Annotated in this window: 12 protein-coding genes; 5 read left to right on the forward strand and 7 right to left on the reverse strand. The window is 42.2% G+C overall.

The window, feature by feature from the left end; all coding sequences use genetic code 11:
* The 3 genes from DU53_RS07215 to DU53_RS12870 all read left to right on the forward strand — a co-directional run.
* Positions 1-483 (forward strand): DDE-type integrase/transposase/recombinase (locus tag DU53_RS07215; RefSeq protein ID WP_153020840.1); only part of this gene is annotated, 483 nt, incomplete at its 5' end.
* 621 nt (positions 484-1,104) lie between these two features.
* Entirely contained in the window at positions 1,105-1,827 is a 723-nt protein-coding gene (locus tag DU53_RS12865; RefSeq protein WP_235599748.1) for a hypothetical protein, read from the forward strand.
* A 61-nt stretch (positions 1,828-1,888) separates the two neighbouring features.
* The gene (locus DU53_RS12870; protein WP_235599749.1) at positions 1,889-2,878 is read left to right on the forward strand and encodes a radical SAM protein; all 990 of its coding nucleotides are present in this window, start codon (positions 1,889-1,891) and stop codon (positions 2,876-2,878) included.
* Here the strand turns inward: DU53_RS12870 and murC are convergent.
* The 7 genes from murC to DU53_RS07255 are packed head-to-tail and all read right to left on the reverse strand — an operon-like array spanning position 2,856 to position 11,464.
* Positions 2,856-4,193 (reverse strand): UDP-N-acetylmuramate--L-alanine ligase, encoded by a 1,338-nt coding sequence (murC, locus tag DU53_RS07225; RefSeq protein ID WP_015868717.1) that lies wholly within the window; start codon positions 4,191-4,193, stop codon positions 2,856-2,858. The two genes, DU53_RS12870 and murC, sit on opposite strands and share 23 nt — an antisense overlap.
* Before the next feature lie 3 nt (positions 4,194-4,196).
* Entirely contained in the window at positions 4,197-5,270 is a 1,074-nt protein-coding gene (locus tag DU53_RS07230) for a glycosyltransferase (RefSeq protein ID WP_015868718.1), read from the reverse strand.
* Complete coding sequence (locus tag DU53_RS07235) at positions 5,263-6,360, reverse strand: FtsW/RodA/SpoVE family cell cycle protein (RefSeq protein WP_015868719.1); 1,098 nt, start codon at positions 6,358-6,360, stop codon at positions 5,263-5,265. The genes DU53_RS07230 and DU53_RS07235 overlap by 8 nt, the downstream gene beginning before the upstream one ends.
* The gene (gene murD / locus DU53_RS07240; protein WP_015868720.1) at positions 6,360-7,709 is read right to left on the reverse strand and encodes a UDP-N-acetylmuramoyl-L-alanine--D-glutamate ligase; all 1,350 of its coding nucleotides are present in this window, start codon (positions 7,707-7,709) and stop codon (positions 6,360-6,362) included. Before murD ends, DU53_RS07235 begins: the two co-directional genes overlap by 1 nt.
* Complete coding sequence (gene mraY / locus DU53_RS07245; RefSeq protein WP_063728285.1) at positions 7,709-8,644, reverse strand: phospho-N-acetylmuramoyl-pentapeptide-transferase; 936 nt, start codon at positions 8,642-8,644, stop codon at positions 7,709-7,711. The genes murD and mraY overlap by 1 nt, the downstream gene beginning before the upstream one ends.
* A complete protein-coding gene (gene murF, locus DU53_RS07250) occupies positions 8,634-9,974 on the reverse strand; it encodes a UDP-N-acetylmuramoyl-tripeptide--D-alanyl-D-alanine ligase (RefSeq protein WP_015868722.1) in 1,341 nt (446 codons plus the stop codon). Before murF ends, mraY begins: the two co-directional genes overlap by 11 nt.
* On the reverse strand, positions 9,971-11,464 hold the full coding sequence (locus tag DU53_RS07255; RefSeq protein ID WP_015868723.1) for a UDP-N-acetylmuramoyl-L-alanyl-D-glutamate--2,6-diaminopimelate ligase: 1,494 nt from the start codon (positions 11,462-11,464) through the stop codon (positions 9,971-9,973). The genes murF and DU53_RS07255 overlap by 4 nt, the downstream gene beginning before the upstream one ends.
* Before the next feature lie 108 nt (positions 11,465-11,572).
* Here DU53_RS07255 and DU53_RS13215 point away from each other — a divergent pair, with 108 nt between their 5' ends.
* Complete coding sequence (locus tag DU53_RS13215; RefSeq protein ID WP_255358893.1) at positions 11,573-12,172, forward strand: hypothetical protein; 600 nt, start codon at positions 11,573-11,575, stop codon at positions 12,170-12,172.
* Between the two features lies 1 nt (position 12,173).
* Positions 12,174-12,620, forward strand: coding sequence for a hypothetical protein (locus DU53_RS12875; RefSeq protein ID WP_255358894.1), 447 nt, complete (start codon positions 12,174-12,176; stop codon positions 12,618-12,620).
* Positions 12,621-12,629 lie beyond the last annotated feature (9 nt).

Below are 12,629 nucleotides of genomic sequence, written 5' to 3' on the forward strand. Positions count from 1 at the left end.
ATTAAGTACATAACCACAATACAGGAAGGGAATATAGCCTTATTGGACATAATAGATGTATATTCAAGGGAAATAGTGGGTTCATATCTTGGGAAGAGTTGCAAGTGCAAAGATTTTACTCGAACACTGGGAAGGGCAATGCTTTACCAGGAAACGGTACCTCAGTTGGTCCGTACGGATAATGGAAGCCTGTTTACAGCTAATTACACCCGGGAATATTTTGAAAAGAACGAGATAATCCAGGAATTTGGGATAAAGCACCACCCTGATTCCCAGGCCTTTATTGAATCACAGCATTCGAATGTGCAAAGGGAATTTGTGGCTATGAATGTGTTTGAGAGAGCGGAAGACGTTCACCGAAAATACCAGGTGTACATGGATTTCTATCATAATCTCAGACCACATGGTTCTTTGAAATACATGACACCACAAGCCTTTAAGAAACACTGTAGCATTTCCATGATTCAGTCTGTTAAAGCTTGATCTCGTTAACCCGTGTCTCATTATTGGGGGTCAGACCGCGTTGTAGGTTGTACGTAAAAATCGAGAACCGAGAGCCGATAGCTGCTGCGCAGCCGAGGCTTGCAACGCTGTCAGCTGGTAGAGCGACGCTTGCGAGGCTGAGGCTTGCTACGCTGTCAAATAAAGTAACGCGAACCGCTGCACGATTCAAAAAACCGTCATTATGGAAATGTTTTATCGAGAATCTGGTCTTCTTAAGTACGAGATCCTGAATCAAGTTCAGGATGACAGTCCCTGTTTTCAAGGTGTGCTTACCGGTTCTCGGACTCTTGGTTTGGACTCTCGACTTTTTTCGAGTAACTTACAACTCACAACCGACAACGTCCCTTACATCTGCCGCAGGCACGTATCACCAACGTAGTTGGTCGAGCAACTGCGCAGCAGTTCGCAGCAACCACGAAGTGGTTCGCAACAACTCCGCAGGAGTTCGCAACACTGGCGAATCCAGTCGTACCTGTTCTCGCCTTCTCGAATCTCGGATCTCGATTGGGGTTGTGCCATGCATAATTGAGAGATGTAAGATAAAATAGGAGAAGTAATCAGGAAAAAGAAAGGAATGGAGAGGTGAAATGGAGGTAAAAGATGGATATTTATAGATGGCTTGTTAGTTCTGGCGTTCTTTCAACTGTCAAAAAGCCTTCCAGATACATAGGAAAAGAATTGAATATAGTAAAAAAAGACCCAAGAAATAAGCTGCGATTTCTTTTAGCATTTCCGGATGCCTATGAGATCGGTATGTCGCATTTAGGTCTGAAATTGCTCTATAAATATCTTAATGAAGATCCGGAGATATACGCTGAGAGAACTTATCTTCCATGGAAAGATATGATGGCAAAGATGAAAGAGAATAACGTCCCTCTTTATTCTCTGGAAACCTATACTCCGGCCAAGGAGTTTCATATCTTTGGAATAACCTTGCAGTACGAATTGAGCTTCACCAACGTGATAGCACTTTTGGATCTGGCTGAGATCTCGATCTGGCAGAAAGACAGAACCACAGAGCCGCTCGTCATTGGCGGGGGACCGTGTACGGCAAATCCTGAACCAATAGCGGATTTCTTTGATGCTTTTGTAATCGGCGATGGAGAATCCATTACTCTCCAGCTGGCAAGGATTGTTAAAGAAAATCTAGACTTGCTGAAAAAAGGCAAGAGACGCGAGCTTTTGGAAATGCTTAAAGAACTACCAGGAATGTACGTTCCCTCTCTAAATGATGGTAAAGTCGTCAAAGCTGTAATTTCCGACATAAATGATTACAGAATAGATACCAAGCCTGTCGTTCCTTTCATGGGGGTCGTTCGATGACAGAGCAGTAGTAGAGGTTATGCGAGGTTGCGATCGCGGTTGTAGATTTTGTCAGGCAGGAATGTTTTACAGACCTGTGAGGGAGAGAAACCATAAGGCCATTCTGGAAGATATAAAGGAGCTAATTGATAACACAGGATATGAAGAGCTTTCGTTCCTTTCTCTAAGCACCATGGACTATACGGCAATTCAGGAACTTACGAACAGCATATTACCGTACCTTGGTGAGAGAAAAGTTGCGTTATCTTTGCCTTCAACGAGAGTGGACAGCTTTGGAATTGAGATTGCTTCAAAGATTGCTTCTGTACGAAAAACAGGCCTTACTTTCGCTCCCGAAGCGGGTACACAGCGATTGAGGGACGTAATAAATAAAAACATATCAGAAGAGGATCTTATGAATTCCGTTAATTCCGCAATCAAGCATGGTTGGAGAAGATTGAAATTGTACTTCATGATAGGTCTTCCAACGGAAACTGAGGAAGATATAAATGGAATTGTTGAACTTGCACGTAAAGCCAAGAAAGCCGGTTTGAAAGATGTGACGGTTTCTGTGTCGATCTTTGTTCCAAAACCTCACACTCCTTTTCAATTTGCAAAGCAGATTGACCCGACTGAAGCAAGGAAGAAAATGAAAATACTCAGGGCGATAAAGAAGTTCGGAAAACTACAGGTTCACGATCCGGGAAAGAGTTATGTTGAGGGCGTGTTGAGTCGAGGAGATAGAAAGGTAGCTAAAGCGATATATAGAGCTTACACCCTTGGTGCCCTGTTTGATGAATGGGGTGAAGAGTTTTCTTTTTCAAGATGGTTGAAGGCTTTTGAAGAAAGCGGGATCAAACCCGAAGAATATACGAGAGAACGTTCAATATCAGAACCACTACCGTGGGACCATGTCTCCCTTGGAATAAGAAAAGAATTCCTGATTCAGGAATATAAAAAAGCACTTAGGGGGGAAACAACCCCTGATTGCAGATGGGATATTTGCAGTCTTTGTGGAGTATGCCCGGATTTGAAGGTCGCTAACAGACTTATCCGAATTTTAAAGCACTGAGTTTTGAAGCTTCTGTTATATCGCCGGCTCCAAGAAAGAGAACCACAGCGTCACGTTTGCTGTCCAGCCAGTTGAGGATGTCGTTGTAGTCGTCGGCGTGGTAGGATTCTACGCCGTAATTCTTCAGGCCTTCCAAAACTTCAACTTCGCTGACAGCGTATCTTCCTTTTTCGTAGGCGTCATAAAGCTTGTAAACGCACACAGCGTCGGCGCTTTTTAAGGATGCTGCAAACCGTCCATTTTCCCTGGCAAGCCTCGAGTATCTGTGGGGTTGAAATACAACAATGATCTTTCTATCTGGATAACTTTCTTTTGCTCCCCTTATTGTGTTTCTTATTTCGTCAGGTGTGTGGGCATAATCGTCTATGAAGTAAAGATTTTTCTCTTCACTAAAGCCTCTAAAAGTGAAGCGCCTGTCTACGCTCTTGAACGTTGCCAATGAGTTTTTTACAATGTCCATTGGAATTCCAAGTTCGGCAGCCATAGCGATTACGGCTGTTGCATTATAAACGTTGTGTATTCCGGGAAGGTTCAGCGTGAAACGCCCGAGGGAATGTTTACCATGATAAACTTCGAAACTCTGTTTTGTCCTATCACAGGTTCTTTTGGTAAATCTGTAATCACCATCATTTTCACCAAAGGTGATTCCCATCCCGCCAAAGAGCCTTTTTGAAGCCTCATCATCGGCGTTGTATATGAAGATGCCGGTTATTCTTTTGGCGAAGTAGTGAAAATGAGCTTGTAGGTTTTTTAGAGAATTGTTGTAGTGTTCTAAATGATCTCCGCGAACGTTAGTCACTATAGCGTGAAGTGAAGAAAATGAAGCAAAGAAACCATCGCTTTCATCAACCTCGGCGACAATAGGTCCTTCACCATTTCTGTAATTTCCATGTTCCAGATGTGGAGATTTTCCTCCAAGAAAGACAACAGGGTCTTTTCCTGCGTCTATCATTACTTTGGAAAGCATAGCGGTTGTCGTTGTTTTGCCATCCGTACCGGTAACGCTGAGTGAGTTTCGGGAAGCTATTACTTTTCTGAGAAGTTCCATACGATAAAGAAGGGGAACACCTTCGGAAATACTGCGTTCAAGCTCGGGATTTCCTCTACTGACAGCGGTTGTATGGACAACCACATCGGGGTTTTCCCAGTTCTCGCGGGCATGTCCAATATAAATGCGCATACCAACGCGCCTCAGGTATTCAACCCGCTCATTTTCTTCGAAATTTGAGCCATAAACCTCATTACCCTCAGCCGCTAAATGAAGAGCGAGACCACTCATTCCGATCCCGCCAATACCAATAAAATGATATTTCAACTTCTATTCCTCCCGAACTACATGTTCTACTATAACCCTTGCGGGATTTCTGAAAACCTCATTGTTTTTGAAGCTCATCCTTTTTAGGGTTGTAACGAGTGTGGAATAAATTTTTTCTGGAGTTGCTGCGCTTTCAAGTATAACACAACCCTGCCCCTGTTTTTCCAGTGAAACAGCGTTGTAATATTGATGATTTTCTGCGGCGCCTTCCCACGGTATTATTATACCAAAGCTCTTGTAATTAAGGATTTCGGCTATCGTTGTTGCGCCACCACGCGCTATAACTGCATCAGCTATATTTATGTATTCGTGAAGTTCTGGTTCATAAGCTTTCTCAATAACAAAGGGGAATTCATTCAGTTTAGCAGAGATATTTTCATTTCCAGTAATGTGAAGGAAATTTATGTTAGGGCCGTGTTCAAGTATCTTTGAGTAAAGCGAAAGTGCCAATTTATTCAGCAAATCCGATCCAAGGCTTCCCCCGGTTATGACCACAAAGGGAGTTTTTGGGTCGAACCCTAGTTGATTGAGAAGTTCTTCGCGATTTTTAACGGGTTTTCTGACAGGGTTTCCGCTTACGATTATTTTATCTTTTGGTACAGGGAAATAATCCGCACTTTCTGAAAAGGAAACGAATACTTTTCGTGCGAAGACAGAAAGTTTTTTGTTGGCAATCCCTGGAATGGAATTTTGTTCGTGAATGTAGATGGGGATTCCAAGCGTGTGTGCAGCTTTAACAACGGGATATGAAATGTACCCTCCCGTCGAAAAAACGAGATCAGGATTGAAATCTTTCAGGATTTTTTTTACTTTTGAAGAGGTGCGAAGATGTGACAAAACCCGGAAAAAATTCTCAGGATGGGCCAGGGGCCTTCGCAATCCCTTCACTTTGAGAGGAATTCTTTTTACTCGTGGTATGTCCTGTTCTACGTTTTTATCATCAAGCCTCCCGGCTATGGTGAAATACAACGCTTCGATGTCGAACCTTTTTGAGAGTTCCTGGTACACGGCGATGGCAGGATAGTAGTGGCCGCCCGTTCCGCCACCGCAGAATGCTACTTTAAGGTTTTTACGCATGATCTTCTTCCTTTTCTAAAATGATGCTGAAAACGAAAGCAAAGCCTATAAGCAGGGATATCAAAGATGAACCCCCGTAACTGACAAAAGGCAATGTTACACCCGTCGGTGGAAATAGGCCGAGATTAACCGCGATGTTTATCGTAGCCTGTATCATCACATAAAAGGCAAAACCAATGATGTACAATTTTCCTTCCTTTTTCTTTGGGACTTTCAAACCTATCAGCACCAGCTTTTGGACAAATCCTATATAAGAAATCATCAGCAGGAAAATCCCTACAAGTCCGAGTTCTTCGCCTATTGTGGCAAAGATAAAGTCAGAGTAACTTACCGGAAGGTAATACTTCACTGTTCCCATTCCGAGCCCTGTTCCAAATAAACCGCCAGCTGAAATAGCTTTGAGACTGTACGAAATCTGCTCATGTTCCTGTCCTCTGAAGGATGAGATAAAGGTTATGAACCTTTCTATCTGGTAAGATTTCAATAATTCTAATCGGTATGCGGCGAAGATCAGAACAATGGTGAGTGCTACTGCAAGGAGAATATGCCTTATTTTTATTCCACCGAGGAACATCATCACCAGGGTTATCAAAATGAGGAGACCGGTAGTGGACAGGTCTGGTTCAATGAACACCAGGAAAATGAATGGAGCGGCAATCAGCAATGGTATTATAAAGGTTCTCAAAAAATTCAGGTTTTTTTCTTCTATCCATCCGAAATATTTTGCTAAAGCCATTATCAAAACGACTTTTGCAAATTCTGAAACCTGAAGTGAGAAACCTCCGAGTTCTATCCACCTGTGAGAACCACCCCTGCTTGGAAAGAGGAGGACTGTGACAAGAAGAAAGATTATCGCTGGATAATATACGTAAAAGACGTTTTTGAAATGGGTGGAACTTTTTATGTGCACGGTTATCACTGCGGCGATCAGACCTATAACGAAAGCAATGAGCTGCTTGGTGAGAAAATCGCGAGCAGAAAGATAGGGAAGTCTTGCTTCCATGCTGATCCCTGCGCTGTATATAAACACAAAGCCAAGAACCAAAAGAACACTGGTAAAAAGGGTTAGGAGAAGATAAGACCGTTTCATCAGATCACTTCTTCCCTTTTTATCAGGTTGTTAAAGGCTTTGACGAAATCTTTTCCGCGTTCTTTGTAATTCTTATACAGATCGAAACTCGATCCACCGGGACTGAACAAGACAATGTCACCTGCTTTTGATAGCTCCACGGCTTTTTTGAGAGCCTCATCTATTGTGTGAACCACATCATAGGTGATTCCTTTCTTTTTCAATCTTTCTATAAGGCTTTTTAAGGAATCACCAAGAAAAATTATATGCTTTACTCTGGATATTTTTTTGATCAACGGGGTGTAATCTTCACGTTTTTCTTTTCCTGATAGGATGATTATAACTTTTTCAAGGTCGAAATTTTCCAAAGCATTGATAACGGCGTGGGCATTAGTCGCTTTTGAGTCGTTGATAAATGTTACGCCGTTTATTTGCCCGCATTTTTGCATTCTGTGGTCGAGAAATGCGTAATCCTGGAGTTTTTCCAGAGCGTCGTGGACATGGATCCCCAGAAATTGTGCGAGTCCGAGGGTTATCGCGGCGTTTTCTTGATTATGAATTCCTGGAAAGTTCAGACTATCCAGAGATATGGATAATTTGTGAAGTCTCATTATACCGTCTTTCAGGCAGAAGAAGCTATCTTTTCTGGTTGAAAAAGGAATAATTTGTTTTTTGGTTTTATCTACCAGTAGGTCTCCAAAATTTTCGAGTATTTCGGAGTTTATTATGGAAGACCCGGAGGTCAGCTCTATTATTTTGAGTTTGGCGAGAGCATACTCCCGCATGTCCCTATGGTAGTCGAGGTGGTCCTGGGCGATGTTCAGTATTGAAGATAGATGGAAGTATTTTTCTTTTTTGCCGAACCACGTGAGTTGGAAGGAACTCACTTCAACTACGTAAACATCAAAACGTTCATTGATAGAGCTTATTAGTGGAGTTCCCAGGTTTCCTCCGATAAAGGTTTTCAACCCACTTTTTTTTGCGATATGTCCAACCATGGTGGTAACTGTTGATTTTCCATTGGTACCGGTTATTCCAACGATTACACCGTGCTCGAGTTTTTTGAGTTTATCGAGGGCGAATTCCAGTTCTGTTGTAAAGGGTTTTCCCGAAGAGAGAATTCTCTCGCCGACTTCTGAGTGTGGAGAAATTCCCGGGCTCAGGATGAACCAATCACAATCGTAGAGTTTCTCAGTATGACCGCTTTCTTCAAACTCTATATTATTTGTCTTTAGAAATTCTTTTTTTTCGAGATCAAGTTTCCCTTTTTCTGAAACAAAGATTTCTGAGTGTGAATTTTGTAGAAGATACTCCACAAGTCGATAATTCGACTCGCCAAGGCCGATTATCCCTGCTTTTCCGGAGTACATTATAATTCCCTCCAGCCGATTATTCCGAGTAAAGAAACTAATAAAGCGAGTGTTGAGAAACGGAACGCAATTTTTTCTTCTTTCCAGCCAAGAAGTTCGAAATGATGATGAATAGGGGACATCCTGAAAACCCGTTTTCCCCTGAACTTGAATGAGGTAACCTGTATAATAACACTCAGGGTCTCCAGTAGAAAGATAAAACCAAAGAATATCAAGAAAAGCTCCAGACCGTTCAGAGCGAAAGAGGTTGCAAGAATCCCTCCGAGTGCCAGTGAACCGGCATCCCCCATGAAGATACTTGCTGGATGCCAGTTATGCCATAAAAATCCCACCAGCAGGCCAATCAGGGAAAGATATACAACGGATTGGTATCCTACAATGAGCAAAGGTACAATTGAACCGATAAAAACGAATCCCGCAAGGCCGTCAACACCGTCTGTAAGATTCACAGCGTTGCTGACCCCAACGATAACCACTGATGAAAGGAGATAATAGAACCATCCCAAATCCAGTTTATAACCGCTGAAAGGAACGATCAGATACGTATGGGGGTTTATTTGCTGAATGAAATAAACGATAATGAAAGCTGCCGTAAATTGCATGAACAATTTTTGAACGGCTGTTATCCCCGAGGCGTTTTTTCGCTTTATTTTCATGAAGTCATCGATGGCTCCGATTAACCCATAGGAAAGAGCAGAGAATGCGATAAGAAAACTTTCCGGGCCTCTGTTGAAATTCAGAAGTACCGCAATGAAAATCGGGATGAAAACGAGACCCGCTGCTGTAGGGGTTCCGGTTTTGTAGTTATGAAGATCGGGGCCTTCTTCGCGAATGTATTGTCCGATTCGAAGTTTTTTCTGGAAACGTTTGAATCCCTCAATAAATACGACACTACTTAAAAAGGAAAGAAAAAAAACAATTACGTTATTCTCCACTCTGCAACCTCCTACGAAAACTCAGGATAGCTTCTTCGAGTGCAACACCTCTTGATGCTTTGAAATAAACCAGATCGCCATAGCGGCAGTTTTTTTTCAGCCATTCGGCGACTTCTTCCGGATTCGAACTTTTGAAATCAATGTTTGCGGTATTTTGTACTGCCTCAACCTGGGTGTCCTTTGTGTAAAGAACTATGTGGTCAAAAAAGTTCAATAGTCTTCCGAGTTCTTCATGGGTTTTTTTTGAATATTTTCCCTGTTCAAGTATAGAGCCTACAACAGCAAAAGTTCTCTCTTTTTTTAGCTTGGCTATACTTTTTATGGCAGACTCTACAGATTCTAAACTGCTGTTGTAACAGTCATTTATCAGGATTATTCCCGCAATGTTCTCCACTGAGAAGCGATTGTTGAAAGGTAAGATAATTCTGTTGATATTGAGGAGCGGTTCTTCAATTTTTAAAGAAAGAGCTGTTAGATAAGCGGCACCAAAGTCCAGTAATTGACCGGAATTCCAGATCCCTTTGAGCTTTGCCATCTTCATTTCTCCGAAAGCTTTGAAAGCGACAAAGGTATTGTTTTTGGAATAGTCAAATTTCATTATCTTCAAATCTCCGTTGCGCTGTCCAAAAAACAACTTTTTGCAACTGAGCTCCGAAATCATTGACCTGATTCTTTTATCATCACCGTTTGTGATTGCTGTTGAATCTTTCTGAAGAGTTTCGAATATCGAGCACTTTTCCTGAAGTAATTCGGTTTCGTCATTGAAGTTCCCCCGGTGAGCCGTGCCCACGTTCAAGAGAACGGCAATATCTGGATTTACAAGGTCTGTCAAAAAAGAGATATCCCCTTTTTTGCTCGTTCCGAATTCAAAGATGGCATAATCGCATTCTGCCAGCTGTGAACGGTTTTCGAGAATAGCTATGGGAATACCTATTTCAGTGTTGAGGTTACCTGGTGTTTTGAACACCTTACCATAGTCAGAAAGTATGGAAGCAAGAATTTCTTTGGTCGTTGTTTTTCCGTTAGATCCGGTTATCGCGATTTTGTGCTTGATTTTTGAGTGCTTCAGAATAAAAGCAGCTGCTTCAATGAGCAGTTTCTTCGGGTCTGGATGAAAGAAAACAGCAGGATTGTCTGAACTTCGGTTTGAGACGCCAAAAATTGCTCCACGTTTGAGAGCGTCGTCTATGAAATCATTTCCGTCAACCCTCGTGCCCTTCAAGGCTATGAATACGTCCCCGATTTTAACCACTCGCGAGTCGATTCTGATTTTTCTTCCGTCAGTAAGTTTCAGAAAACGTTTCACGTCAAGTTGTTTAGATGAGCTCACCTTTTAGCATGCCTCCGAAATTTTGTATCCAGAATCTCTTTAACGACTCTTTTATCATTAAAAGCTACAACATAATCCGCAAAGGCCTGATAATCTTCATGTCCTCTTCCCGCTATTAAAACGGTGTCCTGTCGATTTGCCAGCGTAAGAGCTACAGATATAGCCTCTCTTCTATCCGGAATGACAAGGTACGGCTTTGTTTTGCTTATTCCTGCTTCTATGTCATTCAGGATTTCTTCGGGATCTTCTTTTTTGGGATCATCAGACGTTAAGATAACAACATCAGCGAATCTGGAGGCGATTTCTCCCATTAACGGTCTTTTACCTTTATCGGCGTCTCCACCGGCGCCAAAGACAATAATGATTCTTCCCTCTGAGAGTTTTTTTGCAGTTTTCAGAAGTTTTTCCAGAGCGTCTGGAGTATGAGCAAAATCTACAAGGACATCGAAGCCGTATTTTGTAGCTTCCTCAACGAATTCGAATCTTCCCGGGACACCACTGAAAGTGGAAATTGCTTCCAGGATGTGTTCGGTGTCGTAATTCAAAGATTCCATTGTAGCGATTGTGGCGGTTACGTTATAAGCATTGTGTTCGCCAACGAGGCGCGTGTAAACTTTATGTTTGGAACCAAACGGTGTCTCAACGGTGAAATACATACCTGTTCTGGAGATCTCCAGGTTTTCCATGCGAAAGTCAGATTCGTTTCCAAAGCCATAGGTTATTATTTTATCCCTCGGGAGCTTTATATCTCCAATATTTACGTTATCCGAATTCACCACAGCTTTTCCGACAGGTTTGAGTAAATTAAAGATCCGCAACTTAGTCCTGTAATAATCTTCAAAAGAAGCGTGAAAATCGAGGTGATCACGTGTTACGTTTGTAAGCACAGCAACATCAAAGCGCATTCCATCGACTCTGTGCATTGCAAGACCGTGAGAAGAAACTTCCATAACGAAGTATTCTAGATTTTTCTCTACAGCCATCTTCATGTATTTCGCCAGAGTAGCTGGTCCGGGAGTGGTGTTTTTGGGATTTGTCGAGACATAGTCACCGATCACGTTCTTTACGGTTCCCACGAGAGCAGATTTTCTTTGAAAGGTTTCGAGAATGTGGTTTATCAGAGTGGTTACCGTGGTCTTTCCGTTCGTTCCAGTAACTCCGATTGTCGTGAGTTTTTTGTAGGGATGGTCGTTGATTTCCATGTACAAATGTGCTTCTGCAAGCCTGCTGCTTTTAACGTATATAATAGGAATATCAAGATCAACATCGATTTTTTTCTCAGCAATTAAAGCAGCTGCACCTCTTTCTTGAAGTTCAGGAGCGAGCAAATGGGAGTCAAAAGAAGTACCTTGAAGACAGATAAAGAGGTTTCCGGGCTTGAGAAGGCGGGAGTTACTCACCACATCATTGACCTCGGGGTCTTTCCCGTTGAGGTTGGTAACCTCAACGAGGTTATTACCGAGAAGCTCGATGAGATGGGAAAGTTTCACATGCCTCCCCCCTTTCGCTGAAACTATTGTATCATCGCAATTTCGACTTGACAACAGGTATACTACATGCTAATATTAAATTAGCAGTCTCCAGGGAGGAGTGCTAATATGCCGGCGAGAAGAAAAACTGATGGTCCAAAACTCAACGATAGACAGGTAAGGGTCTTATATTGTATAACAAGGGAATATATAACTCACGGGAAACCTGTAAGTTCAAAGCAGGTATTGGAACGTTCTGACCTGATGTATAGTTCGGCAACTATTAGAAATGATATGAGAAAGCTGGAGTTCCTCGGTTATATCTATCAACCTCATACATCAGCGGGGCGGATCCCCACTGACAAGGGGCTCCGTTTCTATCTCGAATCTATAAAGGAGTTGAATGATGAGCTCAAAGAAAGCTCCGCGGCGATATCGCTACGGCAGGTTTCGGTAATAGGTGATATAGAACATCTCTTGATGGGGATGGCCAGAATCATAGCAAAGGTTTCTTCGGCTTTTGTTATGGTAGAGCGTCCTGACATAGATAAGCTTGTAGTCAAGCATGTAGCTATATCACCGGTAACGGAAGGCTATTTGAATGTGACAGTCGTTACAGATCTTGGAGTTACAGTCAATTCAACGGTTTTTGCCGGTTATGAATATCACAATTATCTGGACCTTCAAAAACGCGTAAACAGCGTCGTAGCGGGAAAAACATATCGGTGAGATCAGAGAAGGGCTAAGGAATTTTAAGCTTGTTCAGGAACAGTGGTATAGCAAAGAAATCGAAGAGCTGTTCTATTTTCTCGGAGGTGTTTTTGAAAACGATGGTGGTGAAAGGTATTATAAATATGGTCTGGAATATCTCGTTACTAATAAGAATCTCGGCTGGCAGGATATCTCCGGGCTGGTAAAGTACATTGAAAATCCCAGAAAGCTTGAGATACTTATGAGCAAATTTTCGGAAGTATCGACAGAGAAGGTTCTTATTGGTAATGAGATAGAAATTCCAGAATTGAAGAACTTTGCTCTGTTTGTTGCACCTTATAAACGATTCAGTGAGAAACTGGGGATGATAGTGATTATGGCGTCGAAAATAAACCTTTATGAAACAACGTACGCGTATTTGCGATTCGCTTCGAATAGGCTTTCGGAAGCGTTTAGCAAGAGGTAGTGAGTCAGG

It is taken from the genome of Kosmotoga sp. DU53, from assembly GCF_001639905.1.
GTDB classification, from domain to species: domain Bacteria; phylum Thermotogota; class Thermotogae; order Petrotogales; family Kosmotogaceae; genus Kosmotoga; species Kosmotoga olearia.